At 68.9% G+C, this 20,301-nt stretch carries 18 protein-coding genes; 11 read left to right on the top strand and 7 right to left on the bottom strand.

The genetic code is table 11. From position 1 onward, the window contains the following. Nucleotides 1-13: 13 nt before the first annotated feature. Together ACTIGN_RS22320 and ACTIGN_RS22315 are read left to right on the top strand one after the other, a co-directional pair. The gene (locus ACTIGN_RS22320; RefSeq protein ID WP_439627956.1) at nt 14-1,279 is read left to right on the top strand and encodes an NAD(P)/FAD-dependent oxidoreductase; all 1,266 of its coding nucleotides are present in this window, start codon (nt 14-16) and stop codon (nt 1,277-1,279) included. A 69-nt stretch (nt 1,280-1,348) separates the two neighbouring features. Next, nucleotides 1,349-2,101 carry a DUF4239 domain-containing protein gene (locus ACTIGN_RS22315; protein WP_439627954.1) on the top strand — a complete coding sequence of 251 codons (753 nt, stop codon included), beginning with the start codon at nt 1,349-1,351 and terminating at the stop codon, nt 2,099-2,101. Between the two features lies 1 nt (nt 2,102). On the opposite strand, the gene ACTIGN_RS22310 is transcribed toward ACTIGN_RS22315, so the two are convergent. Then, nucleotides 2,103-4,454 (bottom strand): penicillin acylase family protein, encoded by a 2,352-nt coding sequence (locus tag ACTIGN_RS22310; protein ID WP_439627952.1) that lies wholly within the window; start codon nt 4,452-4,454, stop codon nt 2,103-2,105. Between the two features lie 114 nt (nt 4,455-4,568). Between ACTIGN_RS22310 and ACTIGN_RS22305 the strand changes: the two genes are divergently transcribed. From ACTIGN_RS22305 to ACTIGN_RS22280, 6 genes are all read left to right on the top strand, one after another. Then, nucleotides 4,569-5,963, top strand: coding sequence for a replication-associated recombination protein A (locus ACTIGN_RS22305; RefSeq protein ID WP_439627950.1), 1,395 nt, complete (start codon nt 4,569-4,571; stop codon nt 5,961-5,963). Nucleotides 5,964-6,406: 443 nt separating this feature from the next. After that, a complete protein-coding gene (locus ACTIGN_RS22300) occupies nt 6,407-6,583 on the top strand; it encodes a hypothetical protein (RefSeq protein ID WP_439627948.1) in 177 nt (58 codons plus the stop codon). A 47-nt stretch (nt 6,584-6,630) separates the two neighbouring features. Continuing rightward, the gene (locus tag ACTIGN_RS22295) at nt 6,631-7,065 is read left to right on the top strand and encodes an aspartyl protease family protein (protein WP_439627946.1); all 435 of its coding nucleotides are present in this window, start codon (nt 6,631-6,633) and stop codon (nt 7,063-7,065) included. Nucleotides 7,066-7,207: 142 nt separating this feature from the next. Then, nucleotides 7,208-7,807 carry a Uma2 family endonuclease gene (locus ACTIGN_RS22290; RefSeq protein WP_439627944.1) on the top strand — a complete coding sequence of 200 codons (600 nt, stop codon included), beginning with the start codon at nt 7,208-7,210 and terminating at the stop codon, nt 7,805-7,807. A 91-nt stretch (nt 7,808-7,898) separates the two neighbouring features. Further along, nucleotides 7,899-9,434, top strand: coding sequence for an NADH-quinone oxidoreductase subunit N (locus ACTIGN_RS22285; protein ID WP_439627942.1), 1,536 nt, complete (start codon nt 7,899-7,901; stop codon nt 9,432-9,434). A gap of 5 nt (nt 9,435-9,439) precedes the next feature. After that, nucleotides 9,440-10,222, top strand: coding sequence for a TatD family hydrolase (locus ACTIGN_RS22280; protein WP_439627940.1), 783 nt, complete (start codon nt 9,440-9,442; stop codon nt 10,220-10,222). A gap of 93 nt (nt 10,223-10,315) precedes the next feature. Here ACTIGN_RS22280 and trbK read toward each other — a convergent pair whose 3' ends face one another. After that, a complete protein-coding gene (trbK, locus tag ACTIGN_RS22275) occupies nt 10,316-10,474 on the bottom strand; it encodes an entry exclusion lipoprotein TrbK (RefSeq protein ID WP_439627938.1) in 159 nt (52 codons plus the stop codon). Nucleotides 10,475-10,621: 147 nt separating this feature from the next. Further along, a complete protein-coding gene (locus ACTIGN_RS22270; RefSeq protein WP_439627936.1) occupies nt 10,622-11,509 on the bottom strand; it encodes a DUF1559 domain-containing protein in 888 nt (295 codons plus the stop codon). Between the two features lie 202 nt (nt 11,510-11,711). Here ACTIGN_RS22270 and ACTIGN_RS22265 point away from each other — a divergent pair, with 202 nt between their 5' ends. Beyond that, entirely contained in the window at nt 11,712-13,427 is a 1,716-nt protein-coding gene (locus tag ACTIGN_RS22265) for a DUF1549 domain-containing protein (RefSeq protein ID WP_439627934.1), read from the top strand. A 105-nt stretch (nt 13,428-13,532) separates the two neighbouring features. Further along, entirely contained in the window at nt 13,533-14,798 is a 1,266-nt protein-coding gene (locus ACTIGN_RS22260; protein ID WP_439627932.1) for a DUF1501 domain-containing protein, read from the top strand. Between the two features lie 322 nt (nt 14,799-15,120). On the opposite strand, the gene ACTIGN_RS22255 is transcribed toward ACTIGN_RS22260, so the two are convergent. Next, on the bottom strand, nt 15,121-16,413 hold the full coding sequence (locus ACTIGN_RS22255; protein WP_439627930.1) for a Gfo/Idh/MocA family protein: 1,293 nt from the start codon (nt 16,411-16,413) through the stop codon (nt 15,121-15,123). A 145-nt stretch (nt 16,414-16,558) separates the two neighbouring features. On the opposite strand from ACTIGN_RS22255, the gene ACTIGN_RS22250 reads away from it, so the two are divergent. Beyond that, the gene (locus ACTIGN_RS22250) at nt 16,559-17,476 is read left to right on the top strand and encodes a WD40 repeat domain-containing protein (RefSeq protein ID WP_439627928.1); all 918 of its coding nucleotides are present in this window, start codon (nt 16,559-16,561) and stop codon (nt 17,474-17,476) included. A 110-nt stretch (nt 17,477-17,586) separates the two neighbouring features. Here ACTIGN_RS22250 and ACTIGN_RS22245 read toward each other — a convergent pair whose 3' ends face one another. The 3 genes from ACTIGN_RS22245 to ACTIGN_RS22235 all read right to left on the bottom strand — a co-directional run bounded on the left by ACTIGN_RS22245 (nt 17,587) and on the right by ACTIGN_RS22235 (nt 20,099). After that, nucleotides 17,587-18,507, bottom strand: a complete 921-nt coding sequence (locus ACTIGN_RS22245) for a prolyl oligopeptidase family serine peptidase (protein ID WP_439627926.1) — start codon at nt 18,505-18,507, stop codon at nt 17,587-17,589. A 79-nt stretch (nt 18,508-18,586) separates the two neighbouring features. Next, on the bottom strand, nt 18,587-19,504 hold the full coding sequence (locus ACTIGN_RS22240; RefSeq protein ID WP_439627924.1) for an alpha/beta hydrolase fold domain-containing protein: 918 nt from the start codon (nt 19,502-19,504) through the stop codon (nt 18,587-18,589). 94 nt (nt 19,505-19,598) lie between these two features. After that, nucleotides 19,599-20,099, bottom strand: a complete 501-nt coding sequence (locus ACTIGN_RS22235) for a hypothetical protein (RefSeq protein WP_439627922.1) — start codon at nt 20,097-20,099, stop codon at nt 19,599-19,601. Between the last annotated feature and the right edge of the window lie 202 nt (nt 20,100-20,301).

Genomic DNA, 20,301 nt, shown 5'->3' with positions numbered 1-20,301 from the left:
CCAGGAGTCCTCCATGTCCGCAACGAACGTTGATGTGGTCGTCGTCGGCGGCGGCCCGTCGGGGAGCACCGTCGCGACGATCCTCGCCCAGAAGGGGCTCTCGGTGGAGCTGTTCGAGCGGGACCACTTCCCGCGGTTCCACATCGGCGAGTCGATGATCCCCAACACCTACTACGCGATCGAGCGGACCGGGCTGCTGGCGAAGATGAAGGGGAGCCACTTCGTCAAGAAGCACAGCGTCCAGTTCGTGGACCAGAAGGGCCGGCTCTCGGAGCCGTTCTACTTCGCGGACAACAAGCCGCACGAGTCGTCGCAGACGTGGCAGGTGCGGCGGAGCGAGTTCGACACGCTCGCGCTCAACCACGCCCGCGAGAACCGCGTGAAGGTGTCCGAGGGGGCACGGGTCCACGAAGTGATCTTCGAGGGGACGCAGGCGGTCGGCGTGCGGGTGAAGCCCGAGGACGGCCCCGAGCGCGAGGTGCGGTCCAAGGTGGTCATCGACGCCAGCGGCCAGAGCACCCTCATCATCGACCGGTTCGGGCTCCGCGAATGGGACCCGCAGCTCAAGAAGGCCGCGCTGTGGACGTACTGGAAGGGCGCGTACCGCGACACCGGCAAGGACGAGGGCGCGACCATCGTCATCCAGACCGAGGGCAAGAAGGGCTGGTTCTGGTACATCCCGCTGCACGACGACGTCATCTCGGTCGGCGTCGTCGCGGACCACGACTACCTGTTGAAGAACCGCGACAGCAAGGACCCCGAGACGATCTACTTCGAGGAGGTCGCGAAGGCCCCCGGCGTGCAGCCGCGGATCAAGGACGCGACGCGGTGCGACATCTTCCGCATCCAAAAGGAATACACGTACCGGGCGAAGCAGGCGGCCGGCAACGGGTGGTGCCTCGTGGGCGACGCCTTCGGGTTCCTCGACCCGCTGTACTCGTCGGGCCTGCTGCTCGCGATGACGTCCGGCTCGATGGCCGCGGACGCGATCACCGAGGCGTTCGCGAAGCAGGACTTCTCCGAGGCGCAGCTCCGCACGTGGGAGAAGCCGTACCTCCAGGGGATGGACCGGATCCGCCGGCTCGTGTGCGAGTTCTACGACGGCCTGAGCTTCGGCCGGTTCGTCAAGAAGCACCCGCACCTCAAGGGGCTGGTGACCGACGTGCTGATCGGCGACGTGTTCAAGAACGAGGTGGACGTGCTGTGGCCGCTGATGGACGAACTGCGGGCCGAACAGGGGATCGCACCGTACGCGCCGGTGGCGGCCGGGGCGGCCTGATCGTCGCGGGCCGGGCGGGGTCGTAGGCTGTCGGTAACCCCGACCGTGCCGCGCCCCCGGACGCCCCCCATGTCGCTCCCCGAGTCCCTTCCGTTCCTCGTCGCCGCGGGCCTGCTCCCGGCGATGCTCGCCCTGATGGCCGCCGGGGATCGGGCGGCGCGCCGCACCGGGCCGCCGCAGAGCGGGCCGGTGGACGCGGCGGTTCTCGCCCTCCTCGGCCTCCTCCTCGGGTTCCAGTTCGCCGGGGCGTCGAACCGCCTCGACGCGCGGCGGCAGATCGTCGTGCGGGAGGCCAACGCGATCGGCACCGCGTACCTGCGGATCGACCTCCTCCCCCCGGAGGAGCAGCCGCCCCTCCGGGTCCTGTTCCGGGCGTACACCGCGAAGCGGATCGATATGGTCCAGGCGGGCGGGGCCGAGCAGGCCGTCGCGGCCGACGCGGAGTCGCGCCAGATGCAGAACGAGATCTGGACCCGGGCCGTGGCGGCGTGCCGCCGGGCCCCGTCGCCGGCCACCGAGATGCTCGTCCTCCCCCCGCTGAACGACATGTTCGACGTGACGACCGACCGGCTCACCGCGGCCCACACGCACACCCCGCTCCTGGTCGTCGCGCTGCTGCTGGGCGTCACGCTCACGAGCGGGTTCCTCGTCGGCTCCGCGACGAGCGGGTCGCACCGGGCGTGGCCGCTGCGGGCTCTGTTCGCGGTGGTGGTCGTCGGCACCCTGTACGTCACGCTCGACATGGAGTTCCCCCGGGTGGGCCTGATCCGGGTGTGGGAGGCCGACGGCGCGATGGCGGCCACGCTCGCGGGGATGAAGTGACCTACGCGCCCTTCCCCTCGCCCGCGGGCAGCAGCCGCAGCGTCGCGCGCGACGCCCGGATCACCTCGGCCTGGAGCCAGGGGATCGGGATCGACTCGCCGGATTGCCACAACGGGAGCTGGTCGGCGTGGTGGTCGGACCACGGGTTCCCGCTCTGGCCCCCGCACAGCACGAACCGGCTCTTCGCGAGGTCCCCCAGGTCGAACGCGGTCCGCATGTTCGCCATGTTGTGCGTGTAGCCCGTGGGGTTCGTGGGCCGCGCGCCGGCCTGGCTGATCGTGTTCGTGTCCCCCCCGCACGGGACCGGGCCGAGGTTGAACACCGGGCCGAGCCACGGGTGGTTCTTGAACAGCGGGTGGTCGAGCCGCAACTGCCGCACGTGGCCCCAGGCCCAGTACGCGGGGCCGGGGCCGACGGTCGTGCGCAGGTGCAATACCACCTTCCCCAGTGCCGCCTCCATCTCGGCCGGCCACGACGCGAACCAGCCCGCGGGTTGCTCGTTGAGTTGGCGCACGAGGAACCCGATGCGACGGTCCACGAAGAAGTTGTCCTCGAGCGGGCCGCCGCGCTCGCCGAGCGCCGCGCGCCACGCCTTCGGGGTCTTGACCTTCGCGGTCCGCACGCACATCTCGGCCAGGAACAGCTCGAACACGCACGCCGCCGGCGACTCGGAATCGACCTGCCCGTCCCACTCCCCCAGCAACTCCAGCCCGTCGGCCGCGTCGGTGGTCGTGGGGGTCAGTGACAGCACGGTGTCACGCACCTCCTCCCACGGGATCGACCGCACGCCGCGCTGGAGCGCGAGGCAGTCTTCGACGGTCCACCCAGTATCCTTCGCGGCGAGCGCCTCGGTGATCGACCGCACGCGGTACGGGTCGCAGTAGTCGGCGCTCAGCCACGGCTCGGGCGCCGGCCACACGGGCTCGTTGTTCGCGGTCGCGAAGTAGCCGTCAGGAAAATCAGAGCGGTTCGGCATCGCGTCGAACGGCACCATCCCGTTCCAGTCGGAACCGGGGAGCCACCCCGGCCGCGGGACGAGCCCGTGCCCCGCGGCCCGCTGCGGGATCTGGCCGATGAGCTGCCAGCCTATTGCGCCGTTGGTATCGGCGTAAAGCACGTTGAGCGGCATCAGCGGCCACTCGGCGAAGCTGCGGCGGAACTCGTCGAACGAGCGGGCGGTGACCGCGTCGAAGTAGCCGTTCACCGGGAGCGGTTCGAGCCACACCGCCCGCAGCGACACGGCGAGGGTCACGTCCTCGACCAGCGGCGTGATGACCGGCCCGCGGGGGGTGACGACGACGTCGATGACCTCGTCGGCCGCGCCCTTCACGCGGATCACCTCGCGGCGCACCTCGCACGGCGCGAACGAGCCGTCGGCGCTTTTCGCGCTGCGACCGTCGGGGCCGAGTTCTTCGAGATAGATGTCGGAGTTGTCGGTGAGGCCGGCCGTGACGCCCCAGGCCGCGAAGCCGTTGTGGGCGATCGAGAACGTCGGCGTGCCGGCGAGTTGCGCGCCGGCCGCCTCCCACTCGGGGCACCGGGCGTGCGCCAGGTACCACGGCGGGGGCGCGCTCGGCGCGAGGTGCGGGTCGCTGGCGAGGACCGGCTTGCCCGACGCCGTGCGGCTCCCGGCGATGACCCAGTTGTTCGAGCCGCCGCCCGCCGGAAGCACGTCTCGCAGCGCGCCGATATCCTCCATCAGCTTCTGGACGTGAGGGGGAGAGACCGAACCGTCGCCGGTTGTTGTTTCCCCCTCTCCCCCTCTTCGTGTTTCCCTCTCTCGGAGCGCAGCGACTGGGTCGAACGCGAGCAGCGCGTCGGGGCCGTCGGCGAGCAGAATCCGCAGGCGCGCGAGTTCGACGTCCCAGTTCGACGCGAGCGAGAACGACTGCAGTTTCATGAGCGTGAGGACGTCGAGCCCGGCCCACGGCGACGGCGCGCCGCCGAGGATCGCGAACTCGTGCGGCGCGTGCGGCAGACCGACCGAGGTGCCCGCGGTGACGCCGGCCGCGAACGCTTCGAGCCGCCGCCGCACGACCTCCGAAAGAAACGGGTACTGCTTCTCGGACGAGGCGTGGAACCCGATCCGCCGGCTCATGCGGTCGGCCCCGAGGCCGGCCGGACCGACCCACTCGGCGAGCCGCCCGCGGCCGACGCGCCACATGGTTTCGAGCTGCGCGGCGCGGTCCTGCCCCTGGCAGAACCCGATCGCGTAGTACGCATCGAGTTCCGACTCGGCGTCGATGTGCGGGACGCCGTTGCCGTCGCGGCGGACGGTGACGGGCGCGGCGAGGCCGCGGACGCGTAGTTCACCGGTGGTGGTCGGGAGCCGGCGGCCCAGCAACAGGCGCATCAGATAATACGTGACACTCATGCATGAATGATACGCACCGGGGGCCGCACCTCGGCTGGTGTAACTCTGTACCCACCGGTACGATTCAGGAACTGGTTGTGGGGGGATCGCGCCGTGGATTTGTTCGACAGCATGCGGAGCCAGAACCGGATGTCGGCGCGGCCCCTCGCGGCCCGGATGCGGCCGCGTTCGCTCGACGAGTACGTCGGGCAGGATCACTTCCTCGGGCCGGGCAAACTGCTCCGGCGGATGCTCCTCGCGGACCGCATCAACTCGCTCATCTTCTACGGCCCGCCGGGGTGCGGGAAAACCGCCCTCGCGCATGTGATCGCGAACCACACCAAGAGCCGCTTCAAGCCGCTCAACGCGGTGTCCACGGGCACGAAGGAGGTCCGCGAGATTCTGCTCGAAGCGCGGCAGCACCTCGAAGACCTCGGCGAGCGCACGATCCTGTTCCTCGACGAGATCCACCGCTTCAACCGCGCCCAGCAGGACGTGCTGCTGCCCGACGTGGAAGACGGCGTCGTGATCCTGATCGGCGCGACGACGCAGAACCCTTTCTTCGCGATCAACACGCCGCTCCTGTCGCGGAGCCAGATCTTCCAGTTCGAGCCGCTGACCCGCGACAACATCCGCACCGTCATCACGCGAGCGCTTGCCGACAAGGAACGCGGCCTCGGCAACACACCGGTGACGGTGACCGACGACGCTCTCGCGTTTCTCGTGGAAGCGTGCGACGGCGATGCGCGCCGCGCGCTCACGGCGCTGGAGATCGGCGTCAAAAGTCAGGAGTCGGGTGTCAGGAATCAGGGGTCGGATGTGTCTTCTTGGACTCCGGACGCCGGACTCCCGACTCCGGTTTTGTTCGACCTTCAACTCGCGCAGGACTCGATCCAGCGGAAGGTGCTTGAGTTCGATCCGACCGGCGACACGCACTACGACGTCGCATCGGCGTTCATCAAGAGCCTGAGGGGGAGCGACCCGGACGCGGCGCTGTACTGGTGCGCCCGGATGCTCGAATCGGGCGAAGACCCGCGGTTCGTGGCGCGGCGGTTGGTGATCTTCGCGTCGGAGGACATCGGCAACGCGGACCCGTTCGCGGTGGTGCTGGCGAACGCCGCGTGGGACGCGGTCGAGCGCGTCGGCATGCCCGAGTGCCGCATCAACCTCGGCCACGCGGTCTGCTACCTGGCGACGTGCCTGAAGTCGAACGCCGCGTACATGGGCATCGAGGCCGCGCTGAAGGACGTTCGCGAGGGCCGCACACTTCCCGTGCCGCGGCACCTCCGCGACGGCAACCACAAGGCCGCGAAGAAGGAGTTCGGGCACGTCGGCTACAAGTATGCCCACGACTACGGCGACGGCTGGGTCGATCAGGAGTACGTCCCGACGGACGCGGTGTACTACGAGCCGACCGACCGCGGCCACGAGGCGAAGATCAAGGCCCGCGTCGAGGAGTTGCGGAAGCGGAAGGGCAAGCCCGCGGACGGCGAGGAGAAGCCGAAATGACGGAGGAGGAGTGGGAAAGCCTCGCTGGCTGGTGCGATGCTCTCGAAGCCGTACCGAAACCGATCAACCACCGAAAAATGCTGCTGTGGCTCGTGTCGATCTGTCGCTGTTCAAACTGTGAAGGATGGGAACCGGAGATCATCACACATTTGGACGTGATCGAAAGATTTTCAGACGGCCTCGCAAGCGATGCTGAATTTGACGCGGCCGTGGGGCGAGCGTCCTACATCTCCTACACGAGTATGGGTCACGATCCCCTCGCCCGCGTGATTGATGATCTTGACAATCCGCTGCTGTGTACTGAGCCAATCACCATACTCGATTACGCCGTGGAATGGCTTGTAACTCAGGCGGATTCACCCGCGCAATCACTCCTCCGCGACATCTTCGGCAACCCGTCCCGGCCGGTCGCGTTCGATCCCGAGTGGCGCACGAGCACTGCGGTGTCGCTGGCGAAGCACATGTACGAGTCGCGGGACTTCAGCCCGATGCCGATCCTCGCCGACGCGCTTCAGGACGCCGGGTGCGAGGACGACGCGATCCTGTCGCACTGCCGCGACGCGAAGCAGGTCCACGTCCGCGGGTGCTGGGTCGTCGATCTGCTACTCGGGAAGGCGTGAGCGACGGATTACAATGCCGGTGTGTCGCACACTCCAGAGGGTTACCGATGGGAACCGACACGATGGGAAAGGTGATCGTTCGCGCGAAGGTCGAGAACCTTGACGATCAGTACATGGCTCACAAGGGGTTGCTCCCCGCTGAACAGATTCGCACTCTGGAAGTGGACGATGCGCTCGTCGATACCGGCGCGACGGGCCTCATGATCCCAACGCGGTTGCTCGGCAGTCTCGGGCTTCGCCCCACCCGCGCCCGACAGGCTAAGACGGTTGGCGGGTTCATCCCGATGCAGATGTACGAAGCGGTCCGCCTCACCATCCAGGGCCGGGAGTGCGTCGTCGAGGTCCATGAAATCCCGGACCACTCGCCCGTGTTGATCGGCCAAATTCCGCTGGAGGCGCTCGATTGGGTCGTCGATCCCATCGGGCAGCGGTTGATTGGCAATCCCGAGCACGGTGGCCTGCACATGGCCGAGGCGTTCTGACTCGCGACCGATTCGCCGCATCCATTTGCCGCACGTCGCCGCGGCCCGCCACGAAGCGTCGCACCCGCACCCGCACCCCAAACCGGGTCGTCGATCTGGTGCTGGGCAAGAGCTGACGGTACGCTCTCGGTGGAGGTGAACCATGTCCGCACTCGCATCCCCGCTGCCGGTCCCGCGCCGGCGGCCCAACCCGCACAAGTGGACTGTTGCCGAGTTCCACAGGCTGTGCGGGCTCGGGCTGTTCGCGGGGCAGCGGCCCATCCTCCTCGACGGCGTCATCCTGGAGCAAGGGCCGATGGACGCGCCGCACGGGAACGGGGTCGAGCGCACCGACTCCGCCGTTCGCGCCGCGTTCGGCACCGGGTGGCGGTTCCGCATCCAACTCCCGCTCGTACTCGGCCTCCACACCGACCCGATGCCCGATGTCGCCGTGATCGCCGGAGCGCTGAGCGGATCGCCCGGGCACCCCACGACGGCGGCGCTGGTCGTCGAGGTGTCCGACACGACGCTCGACACCGATGTCACCGAGAAGGCCGAACTGTACGCGACCGCCGGCGTCCTCGACTACTGGGTGCTCGACCTCGGCGGCAGCCGGCTCCTCGTGTTCCGCGACCCCGGCCCGCTGCCCGCCGCTCTCGGCACGACTGCGTACCGCACGCGGCTCACGCTCGGCCCGACCGACGCCGTCGCCCCACTCGCCGCACCGGCCGCTTCGATCCGCGTGGCCGATCTGCTGCCGTGACGGGCCGCGGGCTTTCCCCCGCATCCATTTGCCGCATGTCGCCGCCGCGGGTACGCTGACGACCTACTCTCCGTGGCGTCAGGGCCGGCTGATGTTTCCGACCGCACAGAAGGTTGACGCGCTGCAAGCGGCCGTCGGCACCGACGCGCTCCTGTTCCTCCCGGAACTCGCGCTGTGCGTCGGCATCGTCGCAATGCTCCTCGCGCGCCTCGTGCCGCTCCTCGACCGCGTCCACCTCGGCGGCCTGGCGCTCGCCGCGGTTGCGGTCGCGCTGTGTGCCGCGGCCAGGCAGGTTGAGGCCAACGAGTGGGCCGGGGCGTACTTCGGCGGGATGCTCAGTTCCGACCCGTTCGCAGGCCTCGTTCGCTGCTTCATCCTCACCGCGGCGCTGCTCACGGTCTTGTTGACGCAACTCACGCGCATCCCGGACGCTCCCGACTCGGCCGACTTCCACGTCCTGCTCCTCGGGGGCACGCTCGGCATGATGCTGATGGCGTCGGCGAACCACCTGCTGATGATCTTCGTCGCCGTCGAGATGGCGAGCCTCCCGGGGTACGCGCTCGCCGGGTTCCTGAAGGGCCGCAGGGCCGGCAGCGAGGCGGCGCTCAAGTACGTCGTCTACGGGGCCGGTGCGAGCGGCATCATGCTCTACGGCATCACGCTGGTCGCCGGCGTCTTCGGCACCGGCTCGCTAGCCGATGTCGCGGCCGGCGTCGGCCACCGCGGGCTCGACCTGCCGGTCCTTGCGGGGTTCTCGCTCGTCCTCATCGGTCTCGGGTTCAAGCTCGCCGCGGTGCCGTTCCACTTCTGGTGCCCGGACGTGTTCGAGGGCGCGGCCGCGGAGGTCGCGGGGTTCCTGTCGGTCGCGTCGAAGGCGGCGGCAGTGGCGCTCACGCTGCGAATACTGCTCGTTCTCCAGGCCGCGAGCGCCCAATGGGCCGTCGTCGAGACGCTCGGGCTGATCGTGGGCGTGATCGGGGCGGTCACCGTCACGTTCGGCAACCTCGCGGCGTTCGGGCAACCGAACCTCAAGCGGCTCCTCGCGTACTCGACCATCGCGCACGCCGGGTACATGCTCCTCGGCGTCGCCACCCTCACCCCCGCCGGCGCGTCGGGGGTGCTGTTCTACCTCGCGGCGTACATCGTCATGAACCTCGGCGCGTTCGCGTGTGTCGCTCTCGTCAGAAACGCGACCGGGAGCGAGACGATCGACGCCTGCCGCGGGCTGGCGCAGCGGTCGCCGGTTCTCGCCGTCACGCTCACTGTGTTCCTGCTGTCGCTGCTCGGCCTGCCGCCGCTCGCCGGGTTCGCCGGGAAGTTCCAGGTGTTCGAGGCGCTGTACGAGGCCGGGCGCGCAGCGACCGCGAGCGGCCCGCCGCGGCTCGGTGCGGTGTTCTACGCGCTGCTCGCCATCGGGGCGGTGAACACCGCAGTGAGCGCGTACTACTACCTCAAGATCGCGCGTGCGGTGCTGCTCGACGAGCCGACCGACCCGGCCCCGATCCGCACCACGCCGCTGACCGCGGCGTACCTCGCGCTGCTCGCGGCGGCGCTGCTCGCGCTCGGCGTCGTGTGGGACCCGCTCACCGACCTCACCGGCCGCGCCGTCGCCACCTTCGGCAAGTGACCCTCATGCTCATCGACACGCACACGCACCTCTTCGACGACCGGTTCCGCAGCGACCTCCCCGCGGTGCTGGAGCGCGCCGCGGCCGCGGGCGTCGAGCGCGCCGTCTGCCTCGGCATCGACCGCGAGTCGTCGCTCGAATCGGTCGCCCTCGCGAAGAAGTACCCGCTCGTCGTCGCGGCCGTCGGCATTCAGCCGAACTCGGTCGCGGAGGCGAAGCCCGGAGACTGGGAAGACGTGGTGCGGCTCGCGGAGACCGAGCCGCGGGTGGTCGCCATCGGCGAGACCGGCCTCGACCGCTACTGGGACAAGACGCCGTTCGCGCAGCAGGAAGAGATGTTCGACCGGCACATCGAACTGGCCCGGCGGCTCGGCAAGCCGTTCGTGATCCACTGCCGCGAGGCCGAGGCGGACGTGGTGAAGGTGCTGCGGCGCGAGTTCGCGGCGCACGGGCCGGTGCGGGCGGTGATGCACTCGTTCAGCGGCGACCTCGCCACCGCACTCGCGTGCCTGGAAATGGGGCTTTACGTCTCGTTCGCCGGAATGGTGACGTACCCGAACGCGCAGAACCTCCGCGACGTGGCGAAGCTCGTCCCGCTCGACCGGTTGCTCGTCGAGACGGACTGCCCGTACCTCGCCCCGCAGCCCGTCCGGGGGAAGCGGAACGAGCCGGCGCACGTCGCGCACACTGCGGCCGTGCTCGCCCAGGTGAAGGGCGTGAGCGTTGGCGAGTTGGAGGAGCACACGACGCGGAACGCCCGCGCCTTCCTCGGCCTCGCCCCCGGTTAAGCGCGAGCGGTCCCGAGTTGCGGGTCGGTGGCACGGGCCTCTGGCCTGTGCCGGCTTCCACAGGCCGAAGGCCTGTGCCACCAGAACTGTGCGTCAGCGCGACTCGCCCTTCGCGGCGGCCTTCTGCATCTCTTCGAGCTTCTTGATCGACTCGGGGTCGGTGGGCACCGGGGCCGGCTGCGGCTGCGAGTCGCCGCACCCGGTCAGCACCACCGACACCAGGAACGCGGCCAGGAGAGCGGATCGGGTCACGGCGGTCCTCGGGGAGAGGGTCGTACCGAATCGCAGGAATTCGTTTCTTTGTTGGTGGGGCAGGCATTCCTGCCTGCCTCGTGAGGCGGTTGGAGGCAGGCAAGAATGCCTGCCCCACCACGTGCAACTGATCCACGCGATTCGGTGTCAGTTGTCGAAGGTCACCACGCCGCCGTCGGACCGGCTGCACATCCGCATGAACTGGACCGGGTCCACGCTGTACCGGATGAACCGCACCGCCCCGTCGCCGAACACGGCGTTCATGCCCGAGATGTGCGACGACCCGAACCGGTAGTGCTCGTCTTCGGGCACGCTCGCGTCCGGCTTGTCTTGTGCCGGGGTCCACCAACTCGACCCGTTCGCCTTCGCGCCGCGGATGATGTCGCCGTCGATTCCCGGCCCGGCCCAGAATTCGTTGTCCGCGCAGCACGTCTTCGCCGTGTTCAGGATCTTCTCGCCCACGAACAAGGTGTTCGACGTGCCGTCGCTGATCGCCTGCATGGTCAGCACGCCCGGCTGGTTGCCGTTGTTCGACCCGCGGCTGCGGACCAGCGGGCCGGCGGAGGACGTTGCGGGCGTGGAGTAGGGGCTGGTGCCGCCGTTGCCGGCGTAGTCCGCCCGGTGCCCGCCGCTCACCACTCGCGGCGCGCCGCGGGCCGGGCAGGTGTAGACCAGCAGCGGGGTCGCCCGGATCACCGCATTCCCGGCAGGCGTGAGCGGTTGGTTGTAGAGCTGGCCCTGCTCGAGGTGCGGGAGGATCTCGTAACTCCAGCCCCAGTCGATGCGGTTCTTCGGCGGGTTGTCGGTGCCGTCGTGGGGCACCTCGGTTCCGGCGGTCGGCAGGTACCCGGTCACGTCGTGGTACCCGTGGACGGCCAGTCCGATCTGCTTCAGGTTGTTCTGGCACTTGGTCCGGGCGGCGGCCTCGCGGACCTTCTGAACGGCGGGCAGCAACAGTCCGATGAGAATTGCGATGATCGCGATCACCACGAGCAACTCGATCAGCGTGAAGGCGCAGCGTTTGAGCGACGACATTGACCCCTCGGGAGATGTGAAGAGGGAACCGAACCCGAGACCGTGACCGCCGGTGTTATAATCAAAATCTCACAATTCCGCCATCGAAATACGCTTGGTTTCCTGGGGTCGCGGGATCGGAACTGGCACCCGGCCGGGGGGTTGAATGGGGTAGGAGGGCGCGAGCCCCCGACACGCACTTATCGGCGATGAGGGTTTCGAAATGCCGTACCGACCCCTGGTCCTGTTCCTCCTGACGGCCGCGGGGGCCGTCGCGCTGGGCGAGGCCGCCCCCGTCGAGGCCCAGACCGCTCAGGAAAAGAAGCAGAAGCGGCTCGAAAAGTTCCTGAAGAAGAACGCCAAGCCCGATGAGGCACCCGCCAAGCAGCCCGAGGTGCCCATCGCCAGGCCGGCCCCGGTCGCCGACCCGGTCAAGGCGAAGGACGCCGCGGCGCTGGCCCGGTACATCGACGCCGAGATCGCCCGCGGCCTGGCCGAGGAAAAGCTCTCACCGTCGCCCCGGTGCTCCGACGACGAGTTCCTCCGTCGGGCGTGCCTCGATATCGCCGGCACAATCCCAACGGCCGACAAGGCCCGCGCGTTCCTCGACGCGAAGGACGCCGACAAGCGCGAGAAGTTGCTGGACGAGTTGCTCGCCGACCCGCGGTACGGCCGGCACCTCGCCGACGCCTGGACCGCGAAGCTGTTCCCGGCCGACTCCGCGAACCGGTTCGTGCTGAAGGAGCCGCTCCACAAGTGGTTCGAGGCGCAGTTCAACACGAACGTCGCGTGGGACAAGCTGGTGACCGCCCTGGTCACCGCCGAGGGCTCGGTGGAGAGCACCCCGGCCGCGACGTACTTCCTCGCGAACCGCTCGGTCGACAAGCTCGCCGACACGACCGCCCAGCACTTCATGGGCATCCAGCTCCAGTGCGCCCAGTGCCACAACCACCCGTTCACGACCTGGAAGCAGACCGAGTACTGGGGCATGGCCGCGTTCTACTCGAAGGTGGTCGCGGACCGGCCGAAGAACGCCAACAAGGGCGGTGACAACACGCAGATCGGCGTCCGCGAGGGGCCGGCCGTGTCGCGGGCCAAAGACTTCTTCCCCGAGTCGGCCAAGACCGTGCCGCCGAAGTTCCTGGGCGGCCCGGAGCCGAGCCTCGGCACCCGCGACCCGTACCGCCCGGCGCTGGCCAAGTGGCTCACGTCGCCGGACAACCCGTACTTCGCCAAGGCGATCGTGAACCGCACCTGGGCGCAACTGTTCGGCCGCGGGTTCGTGAACCCGATCGACGACATGCTCGACGAGAACCCGGCCAGCCACCCGGACCTGCTCGCGGGCCTGGCCCGGCACCTGTCCACGACCGGCGAGTACGACCTGAAGTACCTCGTGAAGGCGGTGTGCCTCACCGACGCCTACCAGCGGACGAGCCGGCCGACGGCCGACAACAAGGACGACAAGTACAAGTTCAGCCACATGACGATGAAGGCGATGTCGCCGGAGCAGTTGTTCGATTCGCTCGCCGAGGTCACCGGGCTGGGCAAGGCCGGGACCGGGCGGCCCGACAAGAAGCAGCAGGCCGCGGCCGGCAAGGGCGCGCCGGCCGGTGCCCGGGCGCAGTTCGTGAACTTCTTCCTCGCCGGGGCCGAGAGCACCAGCCCGGTCGATTACGAGGCCGGCATCCCGCAGGCGCTGCGGCTGATGAACTCGAACATCGCCAACAACCCCGCGGCGGTCCGCGGCGTGGTCGGCAGCGCAACGAAGCCGGAGGACGCGATCGAGCGGATTTACCTCGCCGCCCTGTCCCGCCGCCCGAGGGCCGACGAGTTGAAGGCCCTCACCGAGTACGTTGCGAAGGCCGGCACCCCAACGACCGCCTACGGCGACATCCTCTGGGCCGCCCTCAACAGCAGCGAGTTCACTCTGGTCAGGTGACGCGGTGTTTCGAGTTTCGAGTTCAACGTTTCAAGTTGGACTCGGAACTCAGTCGGCTCGCGTGGAACACGAAACTCGAAACTCAATACTCGGACCTGGTGCGATATGCTGACCGAGAAGACCCGCCGCGACTTCCTCCGCCTCAGTGCCGCCGGGGTGTTCGCCCCGACGCTCTCCGGGTGGATGCCGGTGATGGCCCGGGCCGCCGAGGCCACCGGCCGCAAGCCCGCGAAGTCGTGCATCCTGTTGTGGATGGACGGCGGCGCGAGCCACAAGGACACGTTCGACCTGAAGCCCGACAGCAAGGGGGCCGGCGAGTTCAAGCCGATCAAGACGAGCGCCCCCGGGGTCGAGATCAGCGAGCACCTGCCGAAGATCGCCGGCGTCATGAACCACGGCGCGATCGTCCGCGGCATGAGCACCCCCGAGGGCGCGCACGCACGGGCGAAGTACTACGGCCACACCGGGTACCGCGAGGGCCAGGGCGGGCTCATCTACCCGTCGCTCGGCGCGATCGCCTCGAAGGAACTCGGCACCCCGGACGGCTCGCTGCCGAACTTCGTCGCGATCGGCGGCCGCAGCTTCGGGTCCGGGTTCCTCGGGCCGAAGCACCAGCCGCTGCTCATCACCGACGCCAACCGCGGCGTCGAGGACCTGCGGGCGAGCGCGGCCGCGACGCAGTTCGACAACCGGCTCGGCCTGCTCGCCACGATGGAGAAGGCGTTCCAGCGCGAGTACCAGGCCGACGCGATCACCGACCACAAGACGACCTACGAGCGGGCCGTCAAGCTGATGCAGTCGAAGGAAGCCAAGGCGTTCGACCTCGCGGCCGAGCCCGCCGCGGCCCGGAGCAAGTACGGCACCGGCCGGTTCGCCGACGGCGTCGTCATGGCCCGCCGGCTGGTCGAGGTCGGGGTGCCGTTCGTCGAGGTCAGCCTCGGCGGGTGGGACACGCACCAGGACAACTTCACCCGGGTCAAGAACCTCTCCGCCCAGATCGACCCGGCGATCAGCGCGCTGGTGACCGACCTCAAGGAGCGGGGCCTGCTGGAGACGACGCTGGTGGTGTGGATGGGCGACTTCGGCCGCACCCCGAACATCAACACCCGCGGCGCGAACCCGGGCCGCGACCACTACCCGCGGGCGTGGAGCCTCGCCATGTGGGGCGGCGGCATCAAGGGCGGCGCGGTCGTCGGGAAGACGGACAAGGAGGGCGCGAGCGTGGTGGACCGGCCCACGACCGCCCAGGACTACCTCGCGACGGTGTGCGAGCTGATGGGCATCGACCACACGAAGAAGAACGAGACGGCGTCCGCCCGACCGATCACCATCGTGGAGAAGCCGAAGCCGTTCACCAGCCTGATCGTGTGACCCGGTGAGGGCAGGTGGAATCGTGTTCGAGGAGCCCCGGCCGGCGTGAGCCGGCGGGGTTGTCGCCCACTACCAAGGCCGCTCACCGGGTTCGTCCACGAGCGATTTCGTCCGGACTTTCACTTTGCGGCCCAAAGCAGACGCACCGCAGAAGGGTTCACATAAACCACTGCATTACATACCCTTGCGGTCCGGGCGATTGCTCTCTCGGTAATTTGTCCGCAAGAATTATGATGATTTGGCGAAATCGGAGTTCATCGCGGACGGGTGGCGCACCCGTCCCGAAACACCGACAACGGTTCAATCGTGCTCGTCGGATCGGTCACACCTTCCACTTCGCCCGCGGCTCGCGGGACAGCTCCTTGTTCGCCGCGTCGTCGTTCGCGAACGTCTCCTTGGCCGGGTCCCAGGTGAGCTTGCGGCCGAGGCGGTAGCCGATGTTACCCAGGTGGCAGATCGTCGCGGAGCGGTGCCCGGTCTCGGCCGTGCAGATCGTCTCCTTGCCGGATGTGACGCACTCCAGCCAGTTCCCGTGGTGACTGGTCGACGGGTAGACGTGCTTGTCGCCCTCGGCGATCGGCGTCTTGAGGATATCGGGGGAGATGCTGCTGATGCCGCCGCGGCTCACGAGGATCGTGCCCTCGGTCCCCTCGAACACGCAGTCGGCCTTGATCTCCTTGCCGTCCTTGTCCTTCTCGAACTCGTTGTGGACCATCACGACGCCACTCGCGTACACGAACCGCAGCCCCTTCCCGGACTTCGGGTTCTCCGGCGGGACGACTTCGACCGGCCCGCTCTTGTCCATGCCCATTGCCCACTGGGCGATGTCGAAGTGGTGCGCGCCCATGTCGGCCATCGCGCCGCCGGCGTACTCCTGGTAGTTCCGCCACGCCGGGAAGTGCCCGTGGACCCCCTTCGGGCAGAGCACCTCGTTGTACGCCCGCTCCGGGGCCGGCCCGAGCCAGAAGTCGAAGTCGGTGCCGTCCGGGGCTTCCTGGGCCGGCAGGTCGCACGGCTTCGCCGGTCCGCCGACCCCGATGCGGACCGTCTTGAGCTTGCCGATGCGGCCGTTCCACACGTACTCGACGGCTTTGCGGAAGTGCCCGCCGAACTCGCTCCGCTGCTGGCTCCCGGTCTGGAAGACGATCTTCCCCTTCGCGACCTCGTCCACGATCCACCGGCCCTCGGCGACGTTCTGCGTGAGCGGCTTCTCGCAGTACACGTGCTTGCCGGCGCGGGCCGCGAGGACCGACGTGATGGCGTGCCAGTGATCCGGGGTGGCGATGACGACCGCGTCGAGCCCCTTGAGCGCGAGCAACTCGCGGAAGTCGGCGAACGCCTTCACGCCCTTGTAGTCGCCGGACTTGACCCGGTCGGCGTAGCGCTTCTCGACGGTCGCCTTCGCGCTGTCGAGCCGCTCCTTGACCACGTCGCACACGGCGACGACTTCCACTTCCTTGCGGCCGAGGAACCCGCCGAGGTGCCCGCGGCCCATCGTGCCGACGCCGATGAAGCCGATGGCGAGCTTGTCGTTGGCCGCGACGCTGGCGGCGCGCGAGTACACGAGCGGGGCCGCGGCGGACGCTGCGAGGAAGGTGCGTCGAGTGACGGTCATTGGAGGGTTCCTTGGAGAGGGCGGGGTGGGAGAGGCATCTTACTCCCGCGACCGGGCGGCCGGAAGGAGGTACTCCGCACCGGGCACAAACTTTGCAACTCTCGACCTGCCGGAATCGCCCGCACCACACCCACGGGAGGTTCCCATGACCTGCGGCGCGATCCTCGTCTTGCCCCTGCTCGTTGCGGCCCCGCAACAGCCGATCGAACTCACCGACCACACCGCCGACGTCTTCTCGCTCGCGTTCAGCCCCGACGGCAAGCTCCTCGCCTCGGCCAGTAAGGACCGCACGGTGCGCCTCTGGGACGCCACAACGGGCGAGCCCGTTCGCACGCTGAAGGGGATCGCGGGCGACGCGCTACGGGTCGCGTTCTCGCCCGACGGCAAGCGGCTCGCGTGCGGCGGGGCCGACGGGACGCTCCGCACCTGGAACCCGGCGACCGGCGACGCGGTGCTGAACGTCAAGGCGCACGCGAACTGGGTCGCGGGGGTCGCGTACAGCCGCGACGGGAAGCGGATCGCGACCGCCAGCGCCGACAAGACGGCCGCCGTGTGGGACGCCGAGACGGGCGCGAAGGTGGCGCAGTTCCGCGGCCACACCGAGGAGGTGTGGGCGGTCGCGTTCTCGCCCGACGGCAAGACGGTCGCCTCGGCCGGTAAGGACAAGTCGGTCCGCGTGTGGGACGCCGCAACGGGGGACGAGGTCAAGACGCTCGGCGGCCACGAGAGCGAGGTGTACGCGCTCAGCTTCGACAGGGCCGGCGCGCTGATGAGTTCCTCGGCCGACAGGACCGTTCGCGTGTGGGACGTGGCGAAGGGCGAGGCGGCCCGGTTCGGCACGCACGCGGGCGGGGTCTACGCGGCCGTCGAGAGCAGGGGCCGGGTCTTCGTATCGGGCAGCGACAAGTCGGTCCGGGCGCTGGACCGCGAGACGGGGAACCCGGTGCAGGTGTTCCAGCCGCACAAGGCCGACGCCTACGCCGTGGCGGTGAGCCCCGACGGGAAGCGCGTCGCCACCGGCGGCAAGGACCGGCTGATTCGGTTGTACGCGCTGGAGAAGTGATCGCCATCGCCTTGTTGCTGCTGCTTCTCGGGTGGGGCAGGCATTCGTGCCTGCCTCCCGACGCGACTGGAGGCAGGCACGAATGCCTGCCCCACCCGATACAATGCGCATCACTTCTTGTCGAGCAGGTGCTTGTCGAACCAGTCCGCGAGCGAGACCAGATCCTTCTCCTGGCCGGGCCAACCGTGGGCCCCGCCCTTCTTCACGATCAACTCGGCCGGGACGCCGACGTCCTTGTACCTCGCGATCACCAGTTCGGCCTGCTGGATCGGCACGAGCTTGTCGGCGTCGCCGTGGATGATCAGCGCCGGGGCCGAGTCCTTTGAGACGTGATAGACGGGGGAGATCTGCTTGCCGATTTCGAGCCGCCGCTTCTCGTCGGTGATCGGCACGAACGTGCGCGTCTCCAGGTTCATTTCGTGGAAGTCGAACGGGGCCTTGAACCCGTTAAGGGTGCCGACCCCAATCGCGATCTCGCCGTCCTTGCCGTAGTTGAGGAAGTCGGTCGGCGGGTAGAAGCACGCGATGGCGGCGACCCGCGACGACTCGCGGTCGACCGGGTCCTTGGCCTTCGGGTCGCCGGGCTTGAAGGCGTTGCCCTGCATGAGCGACAGGTGCCCGCCCGCGGAGCCGCCGGCGATCCCGAGCTTCTCCGGGTCGACGTTGTACGTCTTCGCGTTCGCCTTGATGAACCGCACCGCCCGGTGCATGTCGTCGAGCACCTCGGGGATGGCGAACTTCGGCTGGCTCCCGTGGACCACCTCGAACACGGTGTACCCGCGGTCGAGGAACGGCTGGGCGCGAGCGGCGCTGACCCCGGCGTGCGACGAGAACCACCCGCCGCTGACGCACCAGATGACGCCGCGGCCGTTGCCCTTCTCCTTCGGGGCGAACGCGTCGAGCGTCAGCGCGGTGCCGAACTTCCGCCCGTAAATCACGTCCTCGGTGCGGGTGAAGGCGGCGTCCTGGGCGGGCGCCGGGGCCGCGAGGCCGAGCGCCGCGGCGGTGGCAAGGAGGGAGCGGTGAAGCATGTGCGGGCCTCGCGGGAGTGGGGTCGCCGCGATGATACCAGAGCGGCCGCGCCGTGCAACGGCCGCCCGGGTGCCCGCACTACTTCTTCTCCAGGAGGTACGTGTCGAACCACTCCCGAATCTCGGGCAAGTACGGCAGCGCCTGACGGGCCGAGTGTTCCATCCCCTTCTTGACACCGAGTTCGCACACCACGTCGAATGTTTTCAACTTCTCGATCAGCCGCTCGGACTGATCGAGCGGGACGAGTTTGTCCTTGTCGCCGTGGAGGATGCGGACGGGCGCGGCGTCCCTTGTGGCGCAGTGCAGCGGGGAGCAGTCGCGGCCGATCTCGCGCCGCCGCTCGGGGGTGACGGTGGTGAACTTGCCCGCCTTCGCGTCGAACTCGCGCAGCGGGAACAGGTCCTCGAACCCCTGCGGCGGGTTCGCCTCGAACGCCTGGAAGTCCGTCACGGGGAAGAAGCACGCCACCGCCGCGACCTTCGACGACTCGCGCTCGACGGGGTCGTCCGCCTTCGGGTCGCCGGGCTTGCCGGCGACGCCCATCATCAGCGACAGGTGCCCGCCCGACGACATCCCCGCGATGCCGAGTTTCTCCGGGTTCACGCCGTACTTCTTGGCGCTCGCCCTGATGAACCGCACGGCCCGGTGCGTGTCGGCCACGATCTCGGGAACGGTGACCCGGGGCTGGCTGCCGTGCATCACCGCGAACACCGTGTACCCGCGGTCGAGGAACTCCGGGAAGATCATCCGCTCGGCGAGCCCGAGGTACATCTTGTCGGACTTGAAGTCGCCGGAGATGCAGATGATGACCCCGGCCCCGTTCGGCTTCCCCTTGGGGGCGAACACGTCCAGGGTCAGAGCCAGGTTGTCGCGGCGGCCGTAGATCACGTCCTCCGACCGGGTCGCCGCGGGCAGTTGGGCCGCGACGGGTTGGGCCGCGACGGGCGCGACGGGGCACAGCGCGACGACGGCCGCGAGGCAGGTTCGGGCGAGCATGGTTCGTCTCGGTGGGTGGCCGGCCTGCTGACGTTAGCACCCGGCTACAACAGTAATCGGAAACTACTGTCCCAGCGAAGCAGAAAGTGGAATCTTACGCGGATTTGTTCGGGTACCCGGAGCCGCCGCGGACCGCGAACACCAGGGTCGCTTCGGCCGCGGGGCCGCGGGTGACCGGGGGCTTCACGCCGAACAGCGCCTGGAACACGCCCGCGAGCCCGGCCGTGTCCGGCATCTGTTCGGAGGGGTTCACCAGCACGGTGAAGCTGCCCCGGCCGCCCGTCGCCAGTGTCACGGGAATGACGAGATCGGCCGCGGGGCCGGTCGGCGCGAAGACGCTCAGCCGCTCCACCTGCGCGGCGAGCGCGGCGAGGTAGCGGTCGAACTCGGGCCGCACGTCGGCGTCGGCATCGGAGAGCGGCACGGTCACGGTGGTCGAGACGCGGGCGAGAACCGCACCGGCCGGAGCGTCGCCCGCCGCAGTCGCGGGCACCGGAACCGGCGTGGCGCACTGCGGACACCGGTCCTGCCGGCCGCGCATCTCGTCCTCGACCGTGAACCCGTGGCCGCACCGCGGGCATTGCACGCGAATCATGGGGCTCCCTTCGTTGCATCAAAGTAGGTCACTCGCTCCGCGGGTGACACCGACAGCGATCCGAGCTCTCCAGGAACTCCCGTTGCGCCGAGGCGCGACTCGCGGAGCAGGTCGCCCACCGTGTGGACTCATCCCAAGTCCGATTGGACCGGAACCGTGGTGGACGAGTCCGAGCCCGAGCGCCGAGCGAGGGTTCACGTTG

Source organism: Gemmata sp., from assembly GCF_051859125.1.
Classification (GTDB): Bacteria; Planctomycetota; Planctomycetia; order Gemmatales; family Gemmataceae; genus Gemmata.
This window is presented reverse-complemented; position numbering and strand designations above follow the sequence as displayed.